This window comes from Candidatus Pantoea symbiotica (assembly GCF_056491525.1).
The window spans coordinates 174,334-201,246 of record NZ_JBSZHR010000003.1 but is presented as its reverse complement, the minus strand read 5'-3'; the positions used below and the strand labels follow the sequence as shown (position 1 = coordinate 201,246).

Genomic DNA, 26,913 nt, shown 5'->3' with positions numbered 1-26,913 from the left:
CTGTTGATAGTGCTGACTTTTATAATCCATTGGATTTTTAGCGACGCCATTATGAAAAATAAAATTCCCACCGGATCAATCATCGGCAGTAGTGCGCTTCCAGCAACGGCACGCGCTAGTCTTGAATTATTGCCTGACAGCGGCATCTATCAGGCGAACCGGCCAGACGTTTTTTCCGAACAGCAAATGGCAATATATGGCGAGCGACTGGCAAAGACGCATCATCTTTCTGACGCCAAAAAAAGTTATAAATTATTGCAGCGGCTGACTGAAAACGAACAGGCGCTGATAAAAAGTGCGGAAATATTAAGTACCGGTGATAAGCGTAATCTGACGCCGGCTGGCGAATGGCTTTTAGATAATTTTTATATCATCGAAGAGCAAATTCGCATGGTACGCCATCTGTTGCCCACCAAATTTGGTCAAGGTTTACCCGCGCTTGAAGAGCCCGCCCACGCTTTACGTATTCAGGCGATTGCTGATGAGATGATCAGTCACAGCGACGGCCGCTTAGAATCGACGGTGCTGGCGACTTTTATTCATGCTTATCAGAGGATTACGCCGCTGCTGATGGGAGAACTGTGGGCGCTTCCCGCCATGCTGCGTTTTGCGCTGCTCGATAACCTCGCGCGCATTGCGCAAGGCGTTGCCGAGATCCATCAGGAGCGCAGCCAGGCCGAAGCGTGGATTAATGAGATCGTTCATCACTCCGCTAAAGACGCCACGCGGGTGATTCAGGTAATTGCCGAGATGGCGCACAAAAACGACCAGCTTTCAGGCGCGTTCGTCGCTGAACTGGCGCGCAAGCTGAATGGTCAGAATCACTCGCTGGCGCTGACGTGGGTGGAGCAACATCTGCTGAATACCGGGCGAAATACCGCGGATGTGATTGAACAATTTAACCGTCAGTTGGCACTGAGCCAGCTCTCAGTAAGTAACAGCATTGCCGGATTGCGCCAGCTCGGCGAAATCAACTGGCAGGATTTAGTCGAATCACTCAGTCTGGTTGAGCAACTACTGCTAAAGGATCCTGCCGGCATTTATCCGCAGATGCATTTTGACAGCCGCGATCAGTACCGACACGTGGTGGAAGAGCTGGCGCGTCAGAGCGCGTTTGATGAACTTAGCGTGGCTAATCAGGTGCTGGCGCTGAGTCATCAGCCCGAATTACCGCCGCGCCAACAGCATATAGGTTACTTTTTGCTGGATAAAGGACGCGCGCAGCTTGAGCAACAGTTAAAGCCGCGCCGCTCCTGGCTCAATCAGGCGCGTCATCATCTCAGCCAAACGCCGCTGCTCTCCTGGCTTGGCAGCCTCACCTTATTGACCACCGCCTTCAGCGCCGAAGCACTGTTTTTCACCCATCAGGCCGGTATGTCGGTGGTGCTGTGGCTGTTGCTGGTACCGGCGGTGATCCTCATCAGCAGCCAGCTTGCCTTACAGCTGCTCAGCGAAGTGACAACTCGCACTCGCCATCCGGTTCCCCTTCCGCGACTCGATTACGAGCTGGCGGTGCCGGATGGCGATCGCACCTTGGTGGTGATTCCTTGCTTGATCAGCAGCAAACACGGCACCGATACGCTGCTGCGCTCGCTGGAAACCAGCTATCTCGGCAATGCGCTCGACAACATCACCTTTGCGCTGCTGGCCGACTTCACCGACAGCGTGGACGAACATCAGGTTGATGATGATGAAATCATCGGATATGCGGTGCTAAAAATTCAGGCGCTTAACCGCCGTTACAGCAGCAAATCGCACCACGACGTGCTGTTTTCGCTGCTGCATCGTAATCGTGTTCATAACCCTTCGCAGGGCGTTTGGATGGGTTATGAACGCAAGCGCGGCAAACTGCACGCGCTCAATCGCTGGCTGCAAGGTGAAGCGGAGATGTTTAACGTTATCGTCGGTGCCAGCCAGGCGCAGATGCGCACGGTGAAATACGTCATCACGCTTGATGCCGACACCATTCTGCCGCGCGAAACCGCACACAAGCTGATTGGCATCATGGCGCATCCACTTAATGCGCCGGTATTTGACGATCGCCTGAACCGCGTGGTGGAAGGCTACGCCATTCTGCAGCCGCGTCTGGCCGAAGAGATCCCGCCCTTTGGGCAAGGTCGCTACGCGCGGCTCTCCAGCAGCGTGCCGGGCAACGACGCCTATTCATCAATGTCTTCCGATATCTATCAGGATCTGTTTGGCGAAGGTTCGTTTGTCGGCAAAGGCATTTACGATGTGGCGGCCTTCACTCGCGCGACGCGCAATACCTGCCCGGAAAATCTGGTGCTGAGTCACGATCTGCTGGAAGGCTGTTACGCGCGTTCCGGCGTGGTCAGCAATGTGGTGCTGTATGAACACTATCCGGACAACTATCTCAGCGATGTCGCGCGGCGTTTCCGCTGGGTGCGCGGTGACTGGCAGCTGCTGAACTGGTTAAAACTGCGCGTACGTCTCGAGGATGGCGGTTATCAGGCCAATCCGCTGAGCGCACTTTCGCGCTGGAAATTGTTCGATAACCTGCGTCGTAGCCTGGTGGCTCCTGCCTTGTTACTGCTGATGTTTCTGGCCTTCACTTGGGTAGCGAATCCGCCGTTTTGGGTCGGCTGTATTGCGCTGTTCCTGCTGCTGCCAAGCGCTTTTGCGCTGAGCATGGAAGGCATGCGCAAAAGCAAAAAGCGCGCCTGGCAACATCATCTCTCTATCTTGTCCTCAGACGCGTTAATGCGCCTGAGCCGCGCAGGACTGACTCTGGTAGCGTTGCCACATGAAAGCTACTGGTCGCTGAAAGCGATCATCGTCACGCTGTGGCGATTGAACGTCAGCGGGCAGTTTCTCCATGAATGGAAAAGCGCATCGGCGGGCAGCTCATCGCCCACGCCGTCACTGCGCCATTTTTATCAGGCGATGTGGTTTAATCCGGCGGCAGGCGTTGCACTGTCACTTTTAACCGCGCTGATCAATCCACAACTGATCGCGTTGGCGTTGCCGCTTTCCTTGCTGTGGCTGTTTACGCCGTGGCTGTTATGGCAGTTGAGTAAACCGGCGCAATCGCGGCAGAAAAAACTCTCCGCCGAGCAGCAGCAGTTTTTGCGCCAGACCGCGCGCCATACCTGGGCATGGTTTGAAGATTTCGTCATCGCCGAGCATAACCACTTGCCGCCGGATAACTTCCAGGAAGTGTTGCAGCCGGTGGTGGCGCACCGTACTTCGCCGACCAATATCGGTCTGTCGCTGCTGGCTAATTTAACCGCGTGGGATTTCGGCTACATCACGCAGAAACAGGTAATTAGCCGTTCGCTCGCCACGCTGGATAGCCTCGATCGCATGGAGCATTTCCGTGGTCATCTCTACAACTGGTACGACACTTACACGCTAAAACCGTTAAATCCACGCTACGTTTCTACTGTCGATAGCGGTAACCTCGCTGCGCACCTCGCTACTTTGCAAGCGGGCCTTGCGCAGTGGAAGCATCTGCCAGTAATTGGTTTGCCGGTGATCATGGCTGGTCTGAATGACACCTTGACGCTGGCCAAAGCGCAAATGGGCACAGAGCGTCACGATCGCTGGGATGAGCTCGCCGAGCAGTTTGTTGCGCTGCAGCATGTCGCACCCGCCGCGATTGCCAATCATCTTTCATCCTTGATCGCGCTGAGTGAAATTCTGCTGGCACAGCTCAAGCTGCCGGCGTCGCAGGTGAAATGGTTTGAACGCTTCATCCACCAGCTTAGCGATTTTCAGCAAGAGTGGATGCGCTATTTCAGCTGGATCGGGCCGGATGATGTGCTGCCTGACGCTTTGCCCTCGTTGCTGTGGCTGAGTGAATTAAAGCTTCATCGCCCCGGCCTTAATGCCCAGCTCGCCGCTTCCGTGATGTGGGCCGCGCGTGAACGCATGGCGACCTTGCTGGAGCTGGAAGGACGTCTGGAAGATCACGCCAAAATGGACTTCCGTTTTCTCTATGTCGAAAAAAACGCGCTGCTCAGCGTCGGTTATAATCTCGATAGCGGCCTGCTCGACAAAGGCCATTACGATCTCTTCCCCTCCGAAGTGCGCCTGACGCACTATTACGCCATCTCCGCCAATCAGCTGCCGGTAAAAAGTTGGTTCGTACTGGGCCGCTTGTTTACCCAGCTGGATAACAAACCTGCGGTGATGTCGTGGAGCGGCTCAATGTTTGAGTATCTGATGCCGCATCTGGTGATGCCGGTTTACCCGGATACGCTGCTGGAGAAAATGGCGCTCTCGGCGGTGAAACAGCAGATCGCCTCTGGCGACGCCGCACAGATTCCGTGGGGCGTTTCCGAATCAGCCTATGCCGCTTTTGATGACAACCAGAACTATCAATACAAAGCCTTTGGTACCCCCGAGTTGGGGCTAAAACGTGGCCTCAATAATGACCATGTGGTGGCGCCCTACGCCTCGCTGTTAGCGCTAATGGTGCTGCCGCATCAGGCCAGCGACAACCTGATGCGGCTAAAAAAAATGGGTGCCTGCGGCAAATACGGTTTCTACGAAGCGCTTGATTTCACCGCACATCGGCTGGCGCGCGGTCAGCAATTTGTCGCGGTAAAAACCTACATGGCGCATCACCAGGGAATGGGTTTTCTGGCGATCTCGCATCTGCTGCATGAAGCGCCGATGGTGGCGCGGTTTATGTCCAGCGCGCGCTTCCAGTCTTCTTATTTACTGTTGCAGGAGCGCGTGCCGGATGACATTGAGCTGTATACGCCGCGTCGTCAGTTCGTTGACACCAGCGAGATCAAGCCGCGTTCGGACACGCCTGAACTGCGTGAGTTCAGCGGTTCGGCTGCGCACTTGCCGCAGCTGCAGCTGCTGTCGAATGCCAATTATCATGTGATGGTGACGCAATCCGGCACCGGTTACAGCCAGTGGAAAGGATTAGCGTTAACCCGCTGGCGCGCCGATGGCACCAGCAATCAGCACGGCATCTTCTGCTATATCCGCGATCGTCAATCCGGCGAGCTGATCAGCCCGACGTTCCAGCCGAGCGGCGATGCGCGACCGCAACACATTGCGCGCTTCACCGATGCTGGCGCGGAGTTTGAGTCACGCGCTGAAACCCTCAGCACGCACACGCAGGTGGTGGTGTCGCCAGAAGATGATGTGGAGATTCGCCGCATCGTCCTCACCAACCATTCACGCCAGCTGCGTGAGATTGATATCACCAGCTATGCGGAAGTGGTGCTCGCCTCCGCCGCCAGCGATATGGCGCATCCGGCGTTCAGTAATCTGTTTGTGCAAACCGAGATTGTTACCGAGCTGGAAGCTATTCTGGCGCATCGCCGCCCGCGTGATGAAAAAACTGAGCCAGTATGGATGTTCCACGCGCTGCTGATTCACGGCACCAGCGAGCGCGATACGCATTATGAAACCGACCGCGCGCAGTTTATTGGTCGTGGCAGAACCACCGCCAATCCGCAGGCAATTTCAGCGGAAGGCGTACTCAGCGGTAGCGCCGGTGCGGTGCTCGATCCGCTGATGTCGATTCGGCAAAAAATCGCGCTCAAACCGGGTAAATCCATCACCCTCGATCTGGTGTACGGCGTTACTACGCAGCGTGACGCCTGCCTTGGGTTGATTGAGAAGTATCGCAACAATGTCTATGCCAATCGGGTATTTGAAATGGCGGCTTCGCACAGTCAGGTGGCGCTACGGCAGCTGAATATCCTCGCCGAAGATGCCAGTTTGTATAACCAACTCGCCAGCGCGGTGATCTTTGCCAGCCCTGAAATGCGCGGCGACAGCCAGCGTATGCAGCAGAATCGTCTGGGGCAAACCTCGCTATGGCGCTACTCCATTTCAGGCGATCTGCCTATCGTGCTGGTACGCATCGAAAACGGAACCCAGCTTAGCCTGGTGAGCAATCTGATCAAGGCCCATCAATACTGGCGTCAGAAAGGATTAACGGCGGATTTGGTGATCCTTAACGGCGAGCAAGGCGGCTATCAGCAGCTGTTGCAGAATCAGCTAATCAAGATGATTTCATCCGGCGAGGTGCAGTTGCTGGCCGACAAGCCGGGCGGCATCTTCCTGCGGCAAAGCGATCATTTTGCCGCCGAGGACGTCACGCTGTTACTCAGCGTGGCAGCCGTGGTGCTGGAAGGACGCAATGGCAGTTTGGCCGATCAGCTGACGGTGCTGTTAAAACCGCAGCCGGTTGCGCCGCCTTCCCGCTTCCTGCCACATAAACAGGCCTTTCCTGCGCCCGCTCGCCTCGCCGCAGCGGAAACCTTGCAACTGTTCAATGGCACCGGCGGCTACAGCGTCGATGGCAGTGAATATCACATTCTGCTGTCCCCACATCTTCAGACGCCCGCGCCCTGGTGCAACGTGCTGGCGAATAAACAGTTTGGCAGCGTGATCTCGGAAAGTGGTCAGGCCTACACCTGGTATGAAAATGCGCACGAATACCGCCTGACGCCGTGGCACAACGATCCGGTCAGCGATACGTCGGGCGAAGCCTTTTATCTGCGCGATGAGGAGAGCGGCGATGTCTGGTCGCCGATGCCGCTGCCGATGCGTGGCAATGGTGATTATTTAACGCAGCACGGCATGGGTTACAGCCGCTTTGTGCATCAGGAGCAAGGCATCCGCAGCACGCTCACCACCTTCGTCGCGGGCGAACAGGCAGCGAAAATCACGCTGATCCAGCTGAGCAATCTGTCGGGTAAAACGCGACATCTGTCGATCACCGGCTACGTCGAATGGGTGCTGGGTGAGCTGATGAGCCAATCTGCTCGTCACGTGCAAACCTCATCGGCGATAGTGGCCGATGGCAGCGCCATTCTGGCGATGAATCCGTACACCAGCGCCGGATCGGCGCGCACCGCTTTCTTCGCCGCATCTGGCAATCAGATTGCTTTCAGCGGTAATCGCCTTGAGTGTCTGGGCCGCAATGGTTCAACGCGTAAACCCGCGATGATGCAAGCGCGTGGCTTATCGGGTAACACCGGCGCGGGGCTCGATCCCTGCGCCACCTTGCAAACGCTGACCAGCTTAATTGATGGCGACACGCGCACCTTGGTGTTCGTATTAGGCGCGGCGGAAGATACAACAGCGGCGCTGGCGCTGATGCAGCAATTTCTCCCCAGCGAACAGGCGGAAGCAGAGCTGGCAAAAGTGCAGCAGCAATGGCGCGGTCTGTTAAACAAAGTCGAGGTGCAAACACCGGATGCAGCGGTGAACCTGCTGGCGAACAACTGGCTGCTGTACCAAACGCTGGCCAGCCGTTTGCTGGCGCGCAGCGGTTATTATCAGTCGGGCGGCGCGTTTGGCTTCCGCGATCAGTTGCAGGACACGCTATCGCTGACCCACGCCGCGCCGCACTTGTTGCGCGATCAGCTGGTGCTGTGCGCGTCCCGCCAGTTCCTCGAGGGCGATGTACAGCATTGGTGGCATCCGCCAGCCGGACGCGGCGTGCGCACCCGCTGCTCGGATGATTATCTCTGGCTGCCCTTTGCACTTTGCCACTACATCACTGCCACTGAGGATTTGGCGCTGTTAGAACAGCCAGTTAGCTATCTTGAAGCGCCGCTGCTCGTGGCCGAAGAAGAGTCGGTTTACAGCCTGCCTAACGTCAGTCAGCTGAAGGAAAACCTGTGGCAGCATGGCTTACGCGCCATCCAGCATGGTCTGAGATTTGGCGAGCATGGTTTGCCGCTGATGGGTTCTGGCGACTGGAACGACGGCATGAGCGAAGTCGGCATTGCCGGCAAAGGCGAGAGCGTCTGGCTAGGCTTTTTCCTTTACAGCGTGCTTACACGCTTTGCCGCGCTCTCCACACGTATCGGGCAAGCGGAAGCCGCTACGTTGTGCGAACAGCAGGCTGCAAAGCTGAAAACGGCACTGAATCAGCGCGCCTGGGATGGTGAATGGTTCCTGCGCGGCTACTTCGATAACGGCGAAACCCTGGGTTCACAGCGCAACGCCGAATGCCGCATTGATGCTATCGCACAAAGTTGGTCGGTGCTTTCCGCTGCGGGCGATCATGATAAATGCACCTCGGCGATGCAGGCGCTCGATCAGCAGTTAGTTGATAGCGATAACGGCCTGATCAAGCTGCTGACACCGCCGTTTAATGGCGTTGGTCCCAATCCGGGATACATTCGTGGTTATCTGCCAGGCATTCGCGAAAACGGCGGGCAATACACGCATGGCGCGCTGTGGGCGATTATGGCGTTCGCGGAAATGGGCCAGGTCGATCGCGCATGGGAGTTGCTGGCGCTGATCAATCCGATCAATCACAGCCTTGATGCGAATGCTGTTGCAACCTACAAAGTCGAACCTTATGTGATGGCGGCGGATGTCTACAGCGCTGAGAACCACCAAGGTCGCGGCGGCTGGACGTGGTACACCGGTTCGGCGGGCTGGACGTATCAGCTGATCATCGAGACCCTGCTCGGCATTACGCGCCACGGCGATAAATTGCAACTGCGTCCACGTCTGCCTAAGGCGTGGCCGGGCGGGAAGGTGATTTATCATGAAGGTGCCGCGCGCTATGAGATTGAGATGCTGCGTACGCCAGGCGGTTATCAGCTGTGGCTGGATGATGAGCTAAGTGCGGATGATGCCATTACGCTCAGCGGTGAAGCTGGGATTCATCAGGTACGAATTCATCTCGCTGAGTAGCAATCACTGCGGTCATTAGTTTTCACCATAGCCAGCAGTGGAAAATATCGCAGCGCCCTGCCAGCGGCTATTTTAGGGTAATTCTCCCCTACAAGGAGAATGACTAATGAGCCTCTTATCACCCGGTAATCGCCGGGATTTTCTTTCCGCTGGCATGAAACTCACCGCCGCAGGCACCTTACTCAGCTCGGGCATGAGCCGCAGCGTCCAGGCGGCGGCAACCTGCCAACCCGCCAATGCCAGCCGCGTGGATGCCACGCACTATCTGCTGCGCAATGTACGACTGGAAGAAGCTTTTATTCGCAAACAGGACGTGATTACCGCCACGCGCACCGGTTTGTATGATGTCGAGGTGAATGCCGGCAATATTGCCGCCGTTCATCCCGCAGGCGTCAGACTTAATTTGCCCGCATGGGATGCCGCCGGTTATCTGCTGCTGCCCGCCACGCGCGATATGCACATCCATCTCGATAAAACCTTCTACGGCGAAGGCTGGCGTGCCCCGCTGCCGCGTCATAGCGTGATCGATATGATTCACCAGGAGGAGCAGATCCTGCCCGAACTGGTGCCGACTTCAGAAATCCGTGCCGAGAAACTGATTGGCCTGCTGCAATCGAAAGGCAGCAGCTCCGCACGCAGCCATTGCAACATCGATCCGGTCAGCAAGTTACAAGGTCTGGAGCATCTGCAGCAGGCGATTGCTAACCATCGCGACGATTTTCATGCGGAGATTGTCGCCTTCCCGCAGCACGGATTGCTGCGCTCAAACGTCGAAGGCATGATGCGCGAAGCGATGAAGATGGGCGCGAACTATGTCGGCGGGCTGGACCCGACTAATGTTGACGGCGCGATGGAGAAGTCGCTGGATACCATGTTCAGCATCGCGCTCGATTTCGCCGCCCCGATCGATATTCATTTGCACGAAACCGAGCCGCACGGCGTGGCGGCGATTCGCTACATGCTGAAAACGGTGCGTGACAATCCGCAGCTGAAAGGCAAGGTGACCATCAGCCACGCTTTCGCGCTGGGTACGTTACAGGGTAACGAGTTGGCGGCAATGATTGAAGAGTTGAAAGAGCAACAGTTCAGCATCGCTACTACCGTGCCGATTGGCCGGGTGATCATGCCGCTGCCGCAGCTGCGTGCCGCTGGCGTGCCGGTGTGGTCGGGCACTGACACCATCGCCGATCACTGGCAGCCGTTTGGTAGCGGCAGCATGCTGGAAAAAGCCAATGTCTATTCGCAGCTTTATCGTGGGCCGGATGAGTTTTCGCTCAGCCGCGCGTTAGGTATCGCCACTAACGAAGTGTTGCCGCTGAATAGCCACGGCGAGCAGCAATGGCCGAAAGCGCAGGATCACGCCACCATGATGCTGGTTAACGCCAGCTGTTCTGCGGAAGCCGTTGCGCACATCGCGCCGGTGATGGCGACGTTCTATAACGGTAAACAGACGTTTGGTAGTTTGGCGAAGATGTAGACGCCACGCAAATACCGATGATGGTCGCCATGAATGGCGACCCTACAATTGAACAAGGTTTTCGTAGGGTGCGCATTCATGCGCACCAGGTAAACATAGTCAATTTATGCATTTGCCTGCGGCAGTCCTTTTCCTTAGCTTGAAATCATCAACAGGAGAGGAACTTATGACAGCATCAGCATTACCGGTGGCGATTGTCACCGGCGGCAACAGCGGTATTGGTCTGGAAACCGTGAAGTTACTGGCGGCCGATCATCAGGTTTACGCCATCGGTCGCAATCAGCAAACATTGCAGGCTTTAGAACAGGTCACCAACGTCATTCCGCTGGCGCTGGATATCACGGATTTTGCCGCTGTGGCCGCGTTCACCGCCACGCTAGATCGGATTGACGTGCTGGTGCATTCGGCAGCGATCTCGATACTCAGCACCACCTTCTCCGCCACGCCAGAACTGTGGCAACAGCACCTGAATATTAACGTCATCGCGCCTGCTGAACTCACGCGTTTAACCTTGCCAGCCCTGCGCGCTTCGCAGGGCAAAGTGGTGTTTATCAACTCCGGTTCGGGAACGCTGGCGTTAGCAGGACACGTTATTTACTCCGCCTCGAAATTTGCTCTCACCGCGCTGGCGCATGCGCTGCGTAGCGAAGAGAGCGAACATGGCGTGCGGGTCGCGACAGTCGCGCCTGGCCCAACCGATACGCCGATGAATCAGGCCTCGCGTGCCCGCGTGGGCAACCATGCGCCGATCAATCCGCTGGAATATCTCGACGCGGCTTCAGTGGCACGCGCCGTACGCTTTATCGTGGACAGTCCGGAAGATACGCAAATTGCAGATATTGTAATTAGACCACGGAGGGATAAAGCAAAACGCTGATTCTTCGACAAATAGTCTGCAATTCGAGGCTGCCATCTGGCAGCCTTTTTCTTTTTTTAAATTTTTTAGCAATATTCTCACCGCTCATTCGTCTACCTCATCACCAGCAGTTATCCGTTAATCTAATGAGGAATAAAACAATGAGAGATTTTGATATGCACAGACACGGTCATCGTGATCATTTTGGCGGCCATCGCCTGGCGAAGCCGCTGCTGATGGGCGCGGTAATTATCGCCGCACTGGGCTTGTTGGTGATGTCGCTGTGGAATGCGTTGCTGCCCGGCATCATCGGAGTGAAAAGCATCGGCTTCTGGCAAGCACTGGGTTTGCTGGCATTGTGCCGCATCTTGTTTGGCGGTTTGGGATTCCGTCCGGGGATGTTTGGTATGGCGCGTCGCCGCATGCACGAACGCTGGATGCAGATGACGCCGGAACAGCGCGAAGAGTTTATGCAGCATCGCCGCAATCGCTTTGGTCATCGTGGCAACCGCGATCGTTGCGACTGGCATGGTCGTCGTGATGAGCGAGGCGAAGCGCGCGCACAGCCGGAGAATAACCCGCCTAAATCCAGCGACGCCGAGTAAGCGCGATGGCGCAGAATTCACTGCTGATGTCGGCGATCACCGCCTGTCGCACTAAGCTAAATGCATTTATTCGCGGACGAACCGCAGTGCGTGAAGATGCCGACGATATCTTGCAGGAAGTCACTTATAAGCTGATGCAGGTGGAGCAACCGGTGGAGAATGTCGCCGCCTGGCTGTTCCGGGCGGCACGCAATGAAATGACCGATCGGGCACGGAAAAAGCGTGAGCTGCCGCTGGCCGATTTTTTCGGCGGCAATGAAGAGAATGATTTCCCGGAAGATGAGCTGGCAGAAACCTTATTTGGCGTGCCGCAAACGCCGGAAGATGAATATCTCAAAACGCTGCTGTGGGAAGAACTGGAGGCAGCGTTAGCCGAATTACCGGACGCGCAGCGTGAGGTGTTCGAGAAAACCGAACTGCTCGGCTACAGCTATAACGAACTGGCTGAAGAGAGCGGCAGCAGCGTGCAGACGTTATTATCGCGCAAGCACAAAGCGGTTTTATTTCTGCGCACGCGACTGCGCAACCTGTATGACGAAATAACCGGATAGCCCGATTGCCTGGCAATCGGGCCTCTTTTTACCACCACGGTTTCTCTTGCTGCGGCTGCAAAAATTGCACGCCCTGCCCGATTTGCGGCATCGACACGTTAATTTGCTGTTCCTGCGCCAGCGCCACGATTTGATTAAGCGGATCGTTCCATTGATGGAATGCTAAATCGAAAGCGGCATTGTGAATCGGGAACAACCATTTCGCGTTGAGATCGATAAAGGCTTTGATGGTGTCTTGCGGCAACATATGAATATCGGCCCAGCGGCGGTCATACGCGCCGTTTTCCAAAAAGGCCATGTCGAATGGGCCAAATTTATTGCCGATCTGTTTGAAACCATCGAAATAACCGGAATCCCCGCCAAAGAACAGGCGGAATTCATCGCTGATAATGCTCCACGAGCACCACAACCGTTTATTGCTGTCGAAGATCCCACGGCCAGAAAAGTGCTGCGATGGCGTCGCAACAAAATGAATACCGCCGATATTCTCTGATTCCCACCAATCCAGCTGAGTAATTTTTTCCTGCGCAACGCCCCACGACATCAGCAAATCGCCCACACCAAGCGGTGTGAGGAAATAGCGCACACGATCTTTGAGCTGCAAAATGGTGTGATAATCCAGATGATCGTAATGATCATGCGAAAGAATGATCCCTTCGATGGGCGGCAAATCTTCTAACGCTATTGGCGCGGGCTGAAAGCGTTTGGGACCAAACCACTTAAACGGCGACGCGCGCTGGGTAAATACCGGATCGGTCAGCCAATATTTCCCCTGCATTTTAAACAGCAATGAAGAGTGGCCAAGGCGAAATACGCTGTTATCCGCCGCCGCTGCAAGCTGCTGCGCGTCGAGTTGTATTAACGGCAGCGCAGCTTCAGGAGCGGTGTTTTTCGGTTTATTAAAGGCAAAATCCCAGAATAGTTTGGCGAATTCAGTCAATCCTAACTGCTGGCGTGGGATCTTATTGTTAAACCTTTTGCCATCGAACTGAGCGGATTGCGGGTAGCTTTTTATATTGCAGCGAGAAATGCTTGAACTATTCAACATTGATCTTTTACCTCTCATCGCGGGTCCTTCAGAATAGCCACTTTTAAGGCATCGCACATCGCATATTGGGCGATTGATGACATCGTCATCGCCGATAGGTAAAGTCACCCTTTTGCTTGATTTTATGAGGGAAAATGAAACGTCTATTTGTCTACGGTACGCTGCAGCCCGGCCATTCAAATGCACATATTCTGGAAAACATCGGCGGTGAATGGCTGGCGGGATCGGTTCGCGGCACCTTCTATGCACGCGGCTGGGGCGCAGCGGCGGATTTCCCCGGCATTGTATTGCAGGACAACGGCCCGCGCGTACCGGGTTATCTGTTTATGTCTGACATGCTTGAACCCCATTGGCCGATGCTCGATGAGTTTGAAGATGGCTACGATCGGGTGGAAGTTGATGTCACTACCAGCAATGGCGAGCTGGTCACGGCGTGGATTTATCAGTTGCAGCCGCAACTTTAACTTCACAGCCCGATTTCGTAGGGTGCGCATTCATGCGCACCTGGTCACCATAAATGGCGACCCTACGGAATTCCCACTTTCCTCTTACACCCAAATGCGGTGCAACGCCCTTAATACAATCGATGGTGATCTGCGCACGTCCTGATTTCGCCTTCTAGAATGAATCTCAAATAGACGAGAGGAATTCATGATGATTAAAATCTGCACGGCATGCGGCACATCGTACGATGAGCAGCAGAGAAAAATCGAACACTGCAAAATATGTGAAGACGAGCGGCAATTTGTGCCGGCCAGCGGGCAAAAATGGATTTCACTGAATAGCCTGCAATCCACGCACTGCAATAAATGGCAGCAGCATGCTGCCAACTTATTTAGCCTGCAAACCGTACCCAACTTCGCCATTAATCAACGCGCGTTTCTGCTGCAAACGCCGCACGGCAATATTCTGTGGGATTGCATCGCTAATTTCGATGAAGCCACTAAAGCGATTGTCACCGCGCTCGGCGGTGTTCACGCCATCGCTATTTCGCATCCGCACTACTACAGCACCATGCAAGATTGGGCGGCGGCATTCGATGCGCCAATTTATCTGCACGCCGACGATAGTGAATGGATTATGCGCGAAAGCCTGCATATTAGGCTTTGGCAACATGATGAGCTGGAAATTGTGCCGAATGTGAAGCTGATTCGTCTCGGCGGACATTTTGCCGGCGGATGTGTATTGCATTGGGCGCAGGATGGTGGCGTGTTGCTGAGCGGCGATATTGTGCAAGTCACGCCGGGCGCTAATGCGGTGTCATTTATGTGGAGCTATCCGAATATGCTGCCGTTATCAGCCACTACGGTGAGTGATATTACACATCGTCTGGCGGCGCTGAAATTTGCGCGGCTTTATGGCGCATTTGAACAGCGGGAAATCCTCGCTGATGCGCAGCAGGTCGTGATGCAGTCGGGCGAGAAATATATTGCCTGCTTGAACGCCTGAACGAATAGTAAGCAAACACGCCGCAGATGGATGTACAGACGTCTAAACATCCATTATATTTCGTTCCCTACGTTAAGAGGGGATCTGCGCAATGAAGAAAATTATACTAACGACTCTGTTGGCTGCTTCCGTGGCGCTGCTGAGTGGTTGTAATAAAAACGATGAAAATCAAATCAAAGTGGCCATTAACACCGGACCTGATCAGGCGCTGTGGGATACCGTGAAGCAAGTTGCGCATGACAAATATCAGTTGGATGTCGATGTGGTGGCCTTCAATGATTACGTGCAGCCGAATGAAGCGCTGTTCAACAAAGATGTTGATGCCAACGCCTTCCAGAGCCTGCCTTATCTGGAGATGCAATCCAAAGAGCGCGGCTACCACTTTGCCGTGGTCACCAACACCTTCGTGTTCCCGATTGCGGGTTACTCGCGCAAGATTAAATCGCTGAAAGAGTTGCCGGATGGCGCGACCGTGACCATCTCCAACGAAGCCACCACGCTCGGCCGCAGTCTGCTGCTATTGCAGGCGCAAGGCTTAATCAAAGTGAAACCGGAAGCGGGCCTGCTGCCAACCACGCTGGATATCACCGATAATCCGAAGAAGCTGAAAATTGTTGAAGTCGATACGCCGCAACTGGCGCGTACGCTGGACGATCCGCAGGTGTATATTTCGATCATCAACAACAACTTCGCCGCGCTGGTTAATCTCTCCGCTTCGCGTGACGGCATGTTTATGGAAGGCAAAGCCTCGCCTTACGTGAATGCGATTGTGGCGCGAGAAGATAATAAAGACAGCGCCAACGTGCAGAAGCTGAAACAAGCTTTCCAGTCGCAGGAAGTGCTGGATAAGGCTAATGAGATCTACAAAGGCGATATTATTAAAGGCTGGTAATTTACGGTTTAATTAAGCCTATGTATGCCGGTGCGCATCAATGCACACCGGCAAACCACTGTAGCGTCGCCATTCATGGCGACCGATTTTCCGCTTAACTGACAACATCCATCCTTCCGCGACTTCCCGCGTTAATCAGCTAAGCTCAGTTCATAAAATAAGCGCCATATAAAAATGGTGTAAAAATTTCGGTCATTGGCGTAAAAATGCTGTACGTAAAATCGCCTGCCACTGTTCGCATCGGTCGCAAACAGGTATGTTCGCCCTCATTAGCTTCAACCCTGATAAACCACAGGAAATCTATGAGTCAGAGTGAAAAACAGTCCTTGCCTGCTGGCATGCTGGCGGCCGCAGGGATCGTGTTTGGGGATATCGGTACCAGCCCGCTGTATACCCTCAAAGAGTGTCTCTCCATTTTGCCTAACGGCGCGATCTCCACCACCGCAGTGATGGGATTTTTATCGCTGATTTTCTGGGCGCTGACGCTGATTGTGACGTTGAAATATGTCTGCTTCGTGATGCGCGCCGATCATGACGGCGAAGGCGGCGTGTTGACGTTAATGTCACTGGCACGCCAGCATGTCGGACCGAAAGCGTCGCATATCATTGTGTTAGCGGGCTTAATTGGTGGCGCGTTCTTTTACGGCGATGGCGTAATCACTCCGGCCATTTCGGTGCTTTCGGCAATTGAAGGTATCGAAGTGGTGTCGCCTGAGCTGGATAAATATGTAGTGCCGCTGGCGGTAGCGATCCTCACGCTGCTGTTCATCATTCAAAAACACGGCACCGAAAAGGTCAGTAAAGTGTTCGGCCCGGTGATGTTTGTCTGGTTTGTATCGATTGCTCTGCTGGGTATTCGCGGCATCCTGCTCAATCCTGAGGTGCTGTATGCACTCAATCCTTCCTATGCGTTGACGTTCCTGCTTAGCCATAAAGCGTTGTCGTTTGCCGCGCTTGGCATGGTGGTGCTGGCGGTGACCGGTGCGGAAGCGCTGTACGCCGATATGGGACATCTGGGCAAAGCGCCGATTCGCATGGCCTGGCTGGTGATCGCAATGCCCGCGCTAGTGCTCAACTACTTTGGTCAGGGCGCGCTGGTAATTGCCGATGCGCAGGCCATCAATAATCCATTCTTTAATCTCGCGCCGGGCTGGGGACAGATTCCGCTGATTGTGCTGTCAACGCTGGCGACGGTGATTGCGGCGCAGTCGGTGATTAGCGGCGTGTATACGCTGACGCATCAGGCGATTCGTCAGGGATTCCTGCCGCCGATGCGCGTCATTTTCACTTCGCATACCGAATCCGGTCAGATCTATATTCCGGTGGTGAACTGGCTGCTGTTTGTCGCAGTAACGGTGATTGTGCTGGCGTTCCGTCAATCTTCTGCACTCTCTTCCGCGTACGGCATTGTGGTGACCGGCACCATGGTGATTACCGCTTGTCTGGCGGGTGTGGTGGCACTGCGTAACTGGAAGTGGCCGCTGCCGGTGGCGCTGGTTTTCCTGCTGTGTATGTTAAGCATTGATGTGCCGCTGTTCAGCGCCAACCTGATGAAGCTGCTATCTGGCGGTTGGGTGCCGGTGCTGCTGGCGCTGAGTATGATGGGATTGATGCTGATTTGGAGCAGCGAGCGTAATCGCCTGATTCGCAAATTGAATAACGATCCCGAAAGCCTGCTGGCATTGATTCGTTCGCTGGAAACCAATCCACCGAGTCGCGTAGCTGGCACTGCCATCTTCCTCTCACGTAAAGAGCATGAGATTCCGCAGGCGCTGCTGCACAACCTCAAGCACAACCGCGTGCTGCATAAACGTGTGGTGCTGCTGCATATCCGCACCACCGATATCCCGCGCGTCTACAACCAGAAGCGCCTCAGCATCACTCAGTTGTCGCCGTCGTTCTGGCAAGTAACCGCCGCTTACGGCTGGCGAGAAACGCCTTCGATGGCGGAGATCCTGCATTTGTGCGGGCTGGAAGGATTTGGTTGTACCGTCAATGAAGCCTCGTTCTTCACCTCGCACGACACGCTGGTGATGAAGAAGAGAAAAGGTTTGATGCGGGTTAAAGGCGGTATTTTCCATTTCTGCCAGCGCAACGCACAGCGCGCGCATGAGCAATTTAATATCCCGCCGAATCGGGTCATCGAGCTGGGCGGGCAGCGCGAGTTTTAGTCGGTCGCCATGAATGGCGACCCTACAAAATCCCGCGAAATAACCGTAGGGTCGCCATTCATGGCGACCTTATTTTTTCCGCCAAATGTAACCAGATGCAAAAATAGTCGCGTAAGTTTGAATGAGTTGTGGCTGAATCTTTCTTAACATCTAATTAGCAATTAAAGCTAAAACGCTTAACCTGAAAAGGTGTTTATTAACTTCACCGGCAATGATCACCTGTCGTGAACATTTAGGGTTTAAGCGCATTATCAACAATTGAAAGATTCGTAGCTGCGGCCATTGGTTCAGCTACTATTTGCGAGGAGTATCGCCATGAAACAATTAATTAATGACGTAATATCTATTTTCACACCGCAATCCGTTAAACCGGTTTTAATTCGCGCTGATTTAACCCATCGCGAACTTTCATCAATTCATCCGGTAGGATTTACTTCGGTGAGCTGGGCGACCTCAATGGAAGAGCTGAATGACGCCTTTGTGCAGAAAGCCGTTGCCGCCGGTGCGGTGGGTTATCACATCACCGAAGTGGAATCCCACGAACCAGCGCACGATGGTCAACATATCATGGCCGCCACAGCAACGTTGTATCACATTAATAGCAAAGTGGCTTATGGCTAATGTCTACCTTCGTTCTGCTTGAATTTACAGCCTGCCCTTCATCATCGGCAGGCTTTTTTCTGCAAAATATTCAGCGAGAAAATCAATAAACACTTTAATACGCGGCGATTCAGAAGCACGTTGCGTGTAAACCGCCCAAACATTCGCTTCCTGATACCACTGCGGTAAAACGTGCACCAATTGATTTTCACTTAAATAAGGTGCGACATCCCAGGCCGATCGCAACGCAATGCCATGTGATTTTAAGGCCCAGTTCAAAATCACTTTTCCGCTATTCGATGAGTAATGGCTATTCAGGCGACAGACGATTTTATTTTCGCCATCGGTTAACGTCCAATGCCCAAAGGTATTGTTATTTTCATTAATAATAAGACAGCTATGATCGATTAAATCATCCAGCGTCTCCAGCGGACGCGATCGGGCTAAATAATCTGCTGAAGCGCAAAGAATACGCCGATTGGCGGCTAATTTTCGCGCAATGTAGGAATGATTAACATCATCGCCAACGCGAATATCCACATCGGTTCCTGATTGCAATAAATCAATATCACGATCGCTGAGCATCAGTTTGATATTCAGTGACGGATGGCGCGTCATAAATTCTGCAATCGCATCGGACAAATAATCCTGACCAAAACCAAATGAACAGGCCACGGTAAGATCGCCGGTCAATTCGCCGCGCCACTGCTGGAAGTTATTGAGAAAGGAATCCATCTCGTGAACCACTTGCAGCGCGCCTTCCAGCGCCTTTTCACCTTCTGGCGTCAGGCGCATCACACGGTTGGTGCGGAAAAACAGCCGGGTTTCCAGCTGCTTTTCAAGGATGGCAATACGCTTGCTGATATAGGATGGCGACTGGCCGAGTTCAATGGCGGCGCGGCCAAAACCTTCGTAGCGCGCCACGCTGATAAATACATACAGATCTTCAACCGACGGCCAGCCCTCAAGCGGCTTCTGATAACTTTTCCCGGCAAGCAGTATCTTCATAACCATCACAGCGTTAGAGAAATTTAGCCGGTTATAACACAGAATCCAGGAAGGGCTGAAGCTGGCTTAAAAACAGTTCGGGCACTTCCTCATGCGGTGAATGACCGCAAGGTAATGCGTGGCCTTGAATATGGCGCGCTTTATCCTGCCAGGTTTCCACCACGTTATATAACTGGCCGACCGTGCCCTTTTCTCCCCATAACAGCAGCAGCGGCGCTTCTATGCGTTTATCGCTGTCCTGCGCATCATCGTCTAAATCAATTGTCGCTGCGGCACGATAATCCTCGCACACCGCGTGAATCATCTCTTTCTTTTGATAACAGCGCAGGTAATCGTAGAATATTACCTCTTCGGTGGCGCCCGGCGTTTTTAATTGCCCATCAATGTGTTTGCGCAGGAATAACGCCGGATCGTGGCCGATCATGGTTTCCGGCAAGGGATAAGGTTGAATCAGGAAGAACCACCAGAAATAACGCGTCGCAAATTCTTTATTGGTTAACGCATACATGGTGGCGGTTGGCGCAATATCGACAAACACGCAGCAGGAGAGTTTTTCCGGATGATCGAGCGCCAGCCGATGGCCCACGCGTGCGCCGCGATCGTGACCGACAAACGCCACGCGCTCCAGGCCTAATGCGTCGATCAGCAGGCTAATATCGTCTGCCATCACGCGTTTCGAATAAGCACGATGCGTCTCATCACTTACCGGCTTGTCGCTGTCGCCGTAACCGCGCAGATCCGGCAGGATCACGCGATATTTCTGCGCCAGCTGCGGCGCAATCTTGCGCCACGCCAGATGATTTTGTGGATGTCCGTGCAACATCAGTAACGGCGGGCCTTCTCCGCCGATGGCGACGCGCAACGTCACGCCGTTCGCCAATCGCACATCACTCAGCGTAAAGCCGTCGATAAAGGGTGAATCGCCGCGTGGCGTTATCTCACTCATGCTTGGGCATCCTGTACTATTGGGCCGCGTTTCAGCCACGGACGCTGGGCAAAATGCTGTGCTTCAAACTGGGTGATATCGGATTCGTACTGCAACGTCCAGTCCACCGCGCTGCCGCCGCCCAATAACATCTCGCGCTTCAAGGCACTGACCGAAAAGGCAATGCGTTGATTATTGAAGAGGATCGCCTGTTGTTCCAGCGACACGGTAATGCGGTTGTTTGCGGCATCGTTCGCCACTGCACACAGGCGCTGATAATCCTCTTCGCTTAACGTCAGCGTCAACACACCATTACGCTGGCAGTTATCGTCGAAGATGCCGGCAAAGCTGGTGCCGATTATGGCGCGGATGCCGAGCTGATTGAGTCCCCAAACCGCATGCTCGCGGCTGGAACCACAGCCGAAATTGGCGCCGACCAGTAAGAAAGCAGCGTTTTCCCAGCCGGGCTGATTCAGAATGAAATCGGGATTCGGGCTGCCGTCAGGCAGAAAGCGCAGGTCGAAGAACACGCCGCGATCCAAATCCTGGCGATCGATGCCTTTGAGAAACTGCTTGGGCATGATCACATCAGTATCAATATTGGCAGCCGGTAATGGCGCGAGCGTGCCAGTAATGTTGTTAAATGCTTCCATATTAAACCTCTGCAGTCATGAATTTACGGACATCAACCAGATGACCGGCAATCGCGGCGGCGGCGACCATCGCCGGGCTCATTAAGTGCGTGCGCGCACCTGCACCCTGGCGGCCAGGGAAGTTGCGGTTGGTGCCAGACGCACAGCGATCGCCGGGCGCTAACACATCTTCGTTCATCGCCAGGCACATCGAGCAGCCCGATTGACGCCATTCGAAACCGGCATTAACGAAAATCGCAGCTAAACCTTCCGCTTCTGCTTGCTGACGCACCTGCGTCGATCCCGGCACGATAATGCCGCGTACGTGCGGCGCGATTTTGTGTCCGTCGATAATCGCGGCGGCGGCGCGCAGATCCTCAATGCGGCCGTTGGTGCAGGAACCAATAAAGGCATGCGTGATGGCGATTTCCGCTAACGGCGTGCCGGGCTCAAGTCCCATATATTTCAGCGCACTGCGCAGCGTCTGCTGTTTTACCGCATCTTTTTCCTGCGCCGGATCGGGCACCCGGCCGGTGATGGCGCTGGCCTGATCCGGGCTGATTCCCCAGGTCACTTTCGGTTCGAGATCGCTGCAATCGATGGCGATGCGGCGGTCAAAGCACGCGTCCGCATCGCTACACAAATCGCGCCACTCGGCAACAGCCTGCTGCCATAGCTCGCCGGTCGGCATTTGCGGTTTACCCGCGATATAAGCAAATACTTTTTCATCCGGCGCGATAATCGCACCGCGCGCACCGGCTTCCACCGCCATGTTGCACAGTGTCATGCGCCCTTCCATGCTCAGCGCTTCGATGGCAACACCCGCAAATTCAATGGCAAATCCGGTCGCGCCCGATGCGCCAATCTGTTCGATCAGCGCCATGATGATGTCCTTCGCCGAGCAACCAAACGGCAGCTCGCCGCTCACCGTCACCAGCATGGTTTTCAGCGTGCGATAAATCAGGGTTTGTGTCGCCAGCAGATGTTCAATTTCCGAGGTGCCGATACCGAAACCGAGCGCGCCAAACGCGCCGTAAGTGGTGGTATGACTGTCGCCTGCCGCAATTACCATGCCGGGCATTACCAAACCTTGTTCGTGCGCCACCACGTGTTCAATGCCCTGGCGCGGGTCCAGCACATCGAACAGTTCGATACCAAAATGCGCGGCGTTCTGGCGGAAGTAATCGACTTGTAACTGCCCGCCCGCGTCGGTCATCGCCTCATCGCGCTCGGGTCGCGTCGGATTGACGTGATCGACATTCAGCAGAATGGTGCCCGGATTGCGTACCGGACGCTGGTGATCGCGCAGGCCGCTAAACGCCTGCGGGCTGGTGTATTCATTCAGAATCGAGCGATCGATGTAGAGCAGCACATGCCCTTCATCGTCTAACTTACGAACCACATGCTGATCGATCAGTTTTTCATACAGTGTTTTGTTAGTCATGCCGTTGCCCACGCGAAAGTAAAACAAGTCATTAGAGACGTTAGGGTAATACAGTTTGTGTGCGGGCAATGAACACGCTTCGTGAAGTGATGTTTTATGGAATGTGCAGCGAAGGATACGTGAGTTTCATTTGACCTAAGTCGCGTCTCCCGATATAAAGAATAACCGCGCTGCTTAAGCGGTTTATCCCCGATTAATTCCCCCTTCTGCTTATATTTCACGCTATTTTCTTTTTTGTAAGTTAATTAATTAACACCAATACTTTATTAACTAAAAACAAGTTAATCATTTCGTAACAATCTCTTAATGTGCAAACCGAATTTTTAACGTTCACCTGCATTGCATAATAAGTAGGACTGGAATGACTCACACCAAAAAGATCGTGTCTGCCCTATCGCTGGCAGCGCTGCTTGTCTCTTCAGCGGTACGCGCTGAAGACGCACCAGAAAAAACTGACGTTCTGCTGATTGGCGGCGGCATCATGAGCGCCTCGCTCGGCACCTGGCTGCAAGAGCTGCAACCGGGCTGGAAACAGCTGATGGTTGAGAAGCTGGACGGCGTCGCGCTGGAATCGTCCAATGGCTGGAACAACGCCGGTACTGGTCACTCTGCTAACATGGAGCTGAACTACACGCCTGAGCGTGCAGACGGTTCAATCGACGTTAGCAAAGCGCTGGAAATCAACGAATCCTTCATGATTTCGCGTCAGTTCTGGACGTCGCAAGTGCAGCGCGGTGTGTTGCACGATCCGCACTCCTTCATTAACTCTACGCCGCACATGAGCTTCGTTTGGGGCGACAAAAACGTCGAGTACCTGACCAAGCGTTACGATGCGCTGCAGAAAACCACCCTGTTCCAGGGCATGAAGTTCTCCACCGATCATCAGCAGATCCAGCAATGGGCACCGCTGGTGATGGAAGGTCGTGACCCGAACCAGAAAGTCGCGGCAACCTGGACACCCGTTGGCACCGATGTTAACTACGGTGAAATTACCCGTCAGTTGATCGGTAGCCTGAAAAAAGATCAGAACTTCAAGCTGGAAACCTCATCTGAAGTCACTGATTTCAAACGTAACGGCGACAATTCCTGGCACGTCACCATCAAAGATGTGAAGAGCGGCGATAAGCGTTCGGTTGATGCGAAATACGTGTTCATCGGTGCTGGCGGCGGCGCGATTAAGCTGCTGCAGAAAACCGGCATTCCGGAAGCAGACAACTACGGCGGCTTCCCGGTCGGCGGTTCGTTCCTGATGACCGAGAACCCTGAAATCGCTAACCGTCACCTGGAAAAAGTGTACGGTCAGGCTTCTGTGGGTGCGCCACCGATGTCGGTTCCACACATCGATTCACGTACCCTTGACGGTAAGAAAGTGGTGCTGTTTGGACCGTTCGCGACCTTCTCTACCAAGTACCTGAAAAATGGTTCGCTGTTTGACCTGCTGAGCGCGACCACCACCAGCAACATCATGCCGATGACGCATGTGGGCATCGACAACTTCGATCTGGTGAAATACCTGATTGGTCAGGTGATGCTGAATGACGACGACCGCTTTGCTGCGCTGAAAGAGTACTATCCGAACGCGCGTAAAGAAGACTGGAAACTGATTCAGGCTGGTCAACGCGTACAGATCATCAAGAAAGATGCCGAAAAAGGTGGCTTGCTGAAACTGGGTACCGAAATCGTGACCGATCAGCAGAAAACCCTGGCTGCCCTGCTGGGCGCATCTCCGGGTGCTTCTACTGCTGCGCCAATCACACTCGACGTGATGAAGAAGCTGTTCCCAGAGCAGTTCGCTTCGCCAGAGTGGCAGCAGAAGATCCGCGCTATCGTGCCAAGCTTCGGCCAGAAGCTGAACGGCAACACCGCGCTGACCCAGCAAGTTTGGGATAACACCGCAGCGACGCTGCTGTTGACCAAACCGCCGGTTATCAACATGGATGATCAAGCTGTTGCACCGACGCAGGCTAAGCCGCGTGCGGAATCAGGCAAACAGGATATGGCGCTGTAATCTTCGCCAGAAGTGAACCAAGCCGGACAATGTCCGGCTTTTTTATTGTCTTTTGTAGGGGCAATAATCGTCAGTAAAGCGTCTTTCGGTCACCATAAATGGCGACCCTACAATTGATTAGCGCGTTTTTGTAGGGTCGCCATTTATGGCGACCGACTTACAAACGAAGAATATCTGCGTCAATCGCCCCCATATTCGTTTTGCCACCAAAGCGCTGAAGTTGGCGGCTTTATCGCGATAGCTGCTTTCCGTCCATGAACCTGCATCGACATAGTCATAAAACATTTTTGGTACGCGTTTACGGGCTAAATGGCGTAATTCTTCGATGCAGGTGATGGTCATAGAGGATATTCCAATAATATTTGGAAGAGGTCGCCATGAATGGCGACCCTACGGATATTTTTACGACTTTTTATAATCGGTGTAGGCGTTTTGTAATGCCACATGATCGGCAATATATTTGGCATCGTGCCATACGCCGTAAATAAACGATGATGCACGATTCACCAGATTAGGCAAGCCAAGGAAGTAAATACCACGTTCGGCTGAAATACCGCGCTTATGGAACGGTACACCATTGTCATCAAAGGCATTCACTTTCAGCCAGCTGAAATCAAATTTAAAACCGGTGGCCCAAATAATGCTGGTGATGCCTGCAGCCTGCAGATCCAATTCTGATAATGGATTAATTAGACATTCTGGATCTGGCAGTAATTCCCATGCTTGCGGTTCGGGCGGTAAATCCAGGCCATTACGTTCAATATAAGCATCAGCATCACGCAGCACGTCGAAATAGGCCTTGTCGCCCTCGGCAATATTCTCCACTAAACCATCGGCAAAGCTTAGCACGCCGTTATCCCAGCTTTTGGTGATACCCACAAGCCTAATTCCCATGTGTGCCAGTCGGCGAAAATCGACCGTTTTACCCCCTTCATACCCACTCACGGCAAAAGCAACGTGCTGTTTCTTCGGCTTGATTTTGACTTCATCCCACAAGCCCAGCGCGCCCAACCACCAGCAATAATCGCGGTCGCGATACGAACGTGGTGGACGGTAATGTTCGCCGATGGAGAGTGTCACTTCACGGCCAGATTTACGCAGCTCTTCCGCAATTTGTGAGCCTGAAGCGCCTGCGCCCACCACCAGCACGCCGCCCTGCGGCAGCTGCTGCGGATTTTTATAGGCCGATGAGTGAATTTGATGCAGTGCAGCACTTTCCGGCACGATCTGCGGGAAAGCGGGTTTCTGGAAGGGACCGGTTGCCGCCACCACATTGTCAGCTTCAAATTCACCGACCGATGTCAGCACTTTAAAACCGCTACGTTCCGGCAGGCGCTCAACCGAATACACTTCCACGCCGGTACGCACCGGCGCATCGAGCATTTCCACGTAGTCTTCGAAATATTGCGCCATGCGCTCTTTTGGTGGAAACGCTTCCTGGGAAATATTATCGAATTTCATTGAAGGAAAACGATCGTGCCAGGCTGGGCCATTGGCAACCAATGAATCCCAACGTTCTGAACGCCAACGCTCAGCAATACGGCTACGCTCGAATACCACATGTGGCACGCCCATTAATGACAGATGTTCACTCATCGCAATACCTGCCTGACCCGCCCCGACCACCACGGTATTAATTTTTTCTACTAACATGTGAGATCCCTAAAGATGATCGACCCCGATCTTTTCATGGAAAAGAGTAATCAGGTGCCGTATGAATGATATTCAGGTTAATAAATGCTGCGCCATTAAATAAGCACAGCATTCGGTGCTAATACATTAATGCCCTGCTTCGACGTTTAATATTTTTCCTAAGCCTAAAAACTTATTCGCGATAATTAACATCGTCGCCGTCACCGCAATATAAATAACCGACAGTGCAGCCAGCGTTGGGTCGGCAAACTCACGCACATAGTTGTACATCGCCACCGGCAAGGTCTGAGTGGCTTGCGTGGTAATAAACAGCGAAGCGGTAAATTCGTTGAAGGACAGAATGGCGGCAAATAACCAACCGCCAAACAGGCCCGGCAAAATCAGCGGTACGGTAATGGTCCACACCACGCGCAGCGGCGAAGCACCAAGGCTTGCTGCCGCCAGTTCAATACGCTGTTCGAGGTTTTTCAGCGACACATATACGCTACGTAGCACAAACGGCAGCACCAGCACGATGTGGCAGAAGATCACCAGCGGATAACCGCGTCCAATGCCCAACTGAGAGACCAGCATCAGTAAGCCGAGACCGATGGTGAAATGTGGAATAAACAGTGGCGATAGCAGCACGCCTTCCAGCACCTGTTTACACGGGAAACTGTAACGTTCAATGGCGATCGCCAGCGTGGCGCCGATAACCACCGCCAGCGTTGACGCCCAGGCCGTCACAATCAACCCCGAATAGAAGCCGTGACGGAAGTCATCGTAATTTACCGCACGTTCAAACCAGCGCAGCGACCAGCCTTTTGGCGGGAAGAACAACACTGAAGTGCTGCTGAACGAGGAGATGAACACCACAATCGTTGGCAGCAAGACGAACAACAAAATCGCGATAACCAGCGTGCGTCCCGCCAGAGTAATCAATTTATCGTTGAGGGATCGGGTCAT

19 protein-coding genes are annotated in these 26,913 nt (G+C 53.8%); 11 read left to right on the top strand and 8 right to left on the bottom strand.

The genetic code is table 11. The features are described from left to right. Positions 1-51 precede the first annotated feature (51 nt). From ACXIZX_RS21690 to ACXIZX_RS21670, 5 genes are all read left to right on the top strand, one after another. A complete protein-coding gene (locus ACXIZX_RS21690; protein WP_479404991.1) occupies positions 52-8,649 on the top strand; it encodes a glycoside hydrolase family 94 protein in 8,598 nt (2,865 codons plus the stop codon). 106 nt (positions 8,650-8,755) lie between these two features. Further along, positions 8,756-10,126 carry an amidohydrolase gene (locus ACXIZX_RS21685; RefSeq protein WP_479404990.1) on the top strand — a complete coding sequence of 457 codons (1,371 nt, stop codon included), beginning with the start codon at positions 8,756-8,758 and terminating at the stop codon, positions 10,124-10,126. Between the two features lie 166 nt (positions 10,127-10,292). Beyond that, a complete protein-coding gene (locus ACXIZX_RS21680; RefSeq protein WP_479404989.1) occupies positions 10,293-11,003 on the top strand; it encodes an SDR family oxidoreductase in 711 nt (236 codons plus the stop codon). A gap of 140 nt (positions 11,004-11,143) precedes the next feature. Next, a complete protein-coding gene (locus ACXIZX_RS21675) occupies positions 11,144-11,587 on the top strand; it encodes a hypothetical protein (RefSeq protein WP_479404988.1) in 444 nt (147 codons plus the stop codon). Positions 11,588-11,592: 5 nt separating this feature from the next. Then, positions 11,593-12,138, top strand: a complete 546-nt coding sequence (locus ACXIZX_RS21670; protein ID WP_008106795.1) for an RNA polymerase sigma factor — start codon at positions 11,593-11,595, stop codon at positions 12,136-12,138. A gap of 28 nt (positions 12,139-12,166) precedes the next feature. On the opposite strand, the gene ACXIZX_RS21665 is transcribed toward ACXIZX_RS21670, so the two are convergent. After that, a complete protein-coding gene (locus tag ACXIZX_RS21665; protein ID WP_286176395.1) occupies positions 12,167-13,078 on the bottom strand; it encodes an MBL fold metallo-hydrolase in 912 nt (303 codons plus the stop codon). A 242-nt stretch (positions 13,079-13,320) separates the two neighbouring features. Here ACXIZX_RS21665 and ACXIZX_RS21660 point away from each other — a divergent pair, with 242 nt between their 5' ends. From ACXIZX_RS21660 to ACXIZX_RS21640, 5 genes are all read left to right on the top strand, one after another. After that, entirely contained in the window at positions 13,321-13,650 is a 330-nt protein-coding gene (locus ACXIZX_RS21660; protein ID WP_179453024.1) for a gamma-glutamylcyclotransferase family protein, read from the top strand. Positions 13,651-13,840: 190 nt separating this feature from the next. Next, positions 13,841-14,635 (top strand): MBL fold metallo-hydrolase, encoded by a 795-nt coding sequence (locus ACXIZX_RS21655; protein WP_179453023.1) that lies wholly within the window; start codon positions 13,841-13,843, stop codon positions 14,633-14,635. Between the two features lie 91 nt (positions 14,636-14,726). Then, a complete protein-coding gene (locus ACXIZX_RS21650; RefSeq protein ID WP_479404987.1) occupies positions 14,727-15,527 on the top strand; it encodes a MetQ/NlpA family ABC transporter substrate-binding protein in 801 nt (266 codons plus the stop codon). A 302-nt stretch (positions 15,528-15,829) separates the two neighbouring features. Next, a complete protein-coding gene (kup, locus tag ACXIZX_RS21645; protein ID WP_008106811.1) occupies positions 15,830-17,698 on the top strand; it encodes a low affinity potassium transporter Kup in 1,869 nt (622 codons plus the stop codon). Positions 17,699-18,013: 315 nt separating this feature from the next. Next, the gene (locus ACXIZX_RS21640) at positions 18,014-18,319 is read left to right on the top strand and encodes a YdgH/BhsA/McbA family protein (protein ID WP_154157056.1); all 306 of its coding nucleotides are present in this window, start codon (positions 18,014-18,016) and stop codon (positions 18,317-18,319) included. Between the two features lie 24 nt (positions 18,320-18,343). Here the strand turns inward: ACXIZX_RS21640 and ACXIZX_RS21635 are convergent, their stop codons facing one another. The 4 genes from ACXIZX_RS21635 to leuC are packed head-to-tail and all read right to left on the bottom strand — an operon-like array spanning position 18,344 to position 22,307. Beyond that, positions 18,344-19,306, bottom strand: coding sequence for a LysR substrate-binding domain-containing protein (locus ACXIZX_RS21635; protein WP_323271523.1), 963 nt, complete (start codon positions 19,304-19,306; stop codon positions 18,344-18,346). Between the two features lie 31 nt (positions 19,307-19,337). Next, positions 19,338-20,252: an alpha/beta fold hydrolase gene (locus ACXIZX_RS21630; protein ID WP_179453020.1), complete on the bottom strand. Its 915-nt coding sequence runs from the start codon at positions 20,250-20,252 to the stop codon at positions 19,338-19,340. Then, entirely contained in the window at positions 20,249-20,884 is a 636-nt protein-coding gene (gene leuD / locus ACXIZX_RS21625) for a 3-isopropylmalate dehydratase small subunit (RefSeq protein ID WP_179453019.1), read from the bottom strand. Before leuD ends, ACXIZX_RS21630 begins: the two co-directional genes overlap by 4 nt. A gap of 1 nt (position 20,885) precedes the next feature. Further along, the gene (gene leuC, locus ACXIZX_RS21620) at positions 20,886-22,307 is read right to left on the bottom strand and encodes a 3-isopropylmalate dehydratase large subunit (RefSeq protein ID WP_479404986.1); all 1,422 of its coding nucleotides are present in this window, start codon (positions 22,305-22,307) and stop codon (positions 20,886-20,888) included. A 361-nt stretch (positions 22,308-22,668) separates the two neighbouring features. Here leuC and mqo point away from each other — a divergent pair, with 361 nt between their 5' ends. Then, complete coding sequence (gene mqo / locus ACXIZX_RS21615) at positions 22,669-24,315, top strand: malate dehydrogenase (quinone) (protein WP_154191187.1); 1,647 nt, start codon at positions 22,669-22,671, stop codon at positions 24,313-24,315. Between the two features lie 117 nt (positions 24,316-24,432). Here mqo and ACXIZX_RS21610 read toward each other — a convergent pair whose 3' ends face one another. The 3 genes from ACXIZX_RS21610 to ACXIZX_RS21600 form a co-directional block, all read right to left on the bottom strand. Further along, the gene (locus ACXIZX_RS21610; protein ID WP_479404985.1) at positions 24,433-24,657 is read right to left on the bottom strand and encodes a hypothetical protein; all 225 of its coding nucleotides are present in this window, start codon (positions 24,655-24,657) and stop codon (positions 24,433-24,435) included. 60 nt (positions 24,658-24,717) lie between these two features. Then, positions 24,718-25,968, bottom strand: coding sequence for a flavin-containing monooxygenase (locus tag ACXIZX_RS21605; protein WP_479404984.1), 1,251 nt, complete (start codon positions 25,966-25,968; stop codon positions 24,718-24,720). A 126-nt stretch (positions 25,969-26,094) separates the two neighbouring features. After that, positions 26,095-26,913, bottom strand: a complete 819-nt coding sequence (locus ACXIZX_RS21600; protein WP_479404983.1) for an ABC transporter permease — start codon at positions 26,911-26,913, stop codon at positions 26,095-26,097.

Bases quoted from the DNA above. Each gene is read 5' to 3' on its own strand.
- ACXIZX_RS21605 (WP_479404984.1), bottom strand. From the start codon at position 25,968: ATGTTAGTAGAAAAAATTAATACCGTGGTGGTCGGGGCGGGTCAGGCA.
- ACXIZX_RS21600 (WP_479404983.1), bottom strand. From the start codon at position 26,913: ATGACCCGATCCCTCAACGATAAATTGATTACTCTGGCGGGACGCACG.
- ACXIZX_RS21655 (WP_179453023.1), top strand. From the start codon at position 13,841: ATGATTAAAATCTGCACGGCATGCGGCACATCGTACGATGAGCAGCAG.
- ACXIZX_RS21640 (WP_154157056.1), top strand. From the start codon at position 18,014: ATGAAACAATTAATTAATGACGTAATATCTATTTTCACACCGCAATCC.
- ACXIZX_RS21660 (WP_179453024.1), top strand. From the start codon at position 13,321: ATGAAACGTCTATTTGTCTACGGTACGCTGCAGCCCGGCCATTCAAAT.
- ACXIZX_RS21675 (WP_479404988.1), top strand. From the start codon at position 11,144: ATGAGAGATTTTGATATGCACAGACACGGTCATCGTGATCATTTTGGC.
- ACXIZX_RS21630 (WP_179453020.1), bottom strand. From the start codon at position 20,252: ATGAGTGAGATAACGCCACGCGGCGATTCACCCTTTATCGACGGCTTT.
- ACXIZX_RS21610 (WP_479404985.1), bottom strand. From the start codon at position 24,657: ATGACCATCACCTGCATCGAAGAATTACGCCATTTAGCCCGTAAACGC.
- kup (WP_008106811.1), top strand. From the start codon at position 15,830: ATGAGTCAGAGTGAAAAACAGTCCTTGCCTGCTGGCATGCTGGCGGCC.
- leuC (WP_479404986.1), bottom strand. From the start codon at position 22,307: ATGACTAACAAAACACTGTATGAAAAACTGATCGATCAGCATGTGGTT.
- ACXIZX_RS21690 (WP_479404991.1), top strand. From the start codon at position 52: ATGAAAAATAAAATTCCCACCGGATCAATCATCGGCAGTAGTGCGCTT.
- ACXIZX_RS21670 (WP_008106795.1), top strand. From the start codon at position 11,593: ATGGCGCAGAATTCACTGCTGATGTCGGCGATCACCGCCTGTCGCACT.
- leuD (WP_179453019.1), bottom strand. From the start codon at position 20,884: ATGGAAGCATTTAACAACATTACTGGCACGCTCGCGCCATTACCGGCT.
- ACXIZX_RS21685 (WP_479404990.1), top strand. From the start codon at position 8,756: ATGAGCCTCTTATCACCCGGTAATCGCCGGGATTTTCTTTCCGCTGGC.
- ACXIZX_RS21635 (WP_323271523.1), bottom strand. From the start codon at position 19,306: ATGAAGATACTGCTTGCCGGGAAAAGTTATCAGAAGCCGCTTGAGGGC.
- ACXIZX_RS21680 (WP_479404989.1), top strand. From the start codon at position 10,293: ATGACAGCATCAGCATTACCGGTGGCGATTGTCACCGGCGGCAACAGC.
- ACXIZX_RS21650 (WP_479404987.1), top strand. From the start codon at position 14,727: ATGAAGAAAATTATACTAACGACTCTGTTGGCTGCTTCCGTGGCGCTG.
- mqo (WP_154191187.1), top strand. From the start codon at position 22,669: ATGACTCACACCAAAAAGATCGTGTCTGCCCTATCGCTGGCAGCGCTG.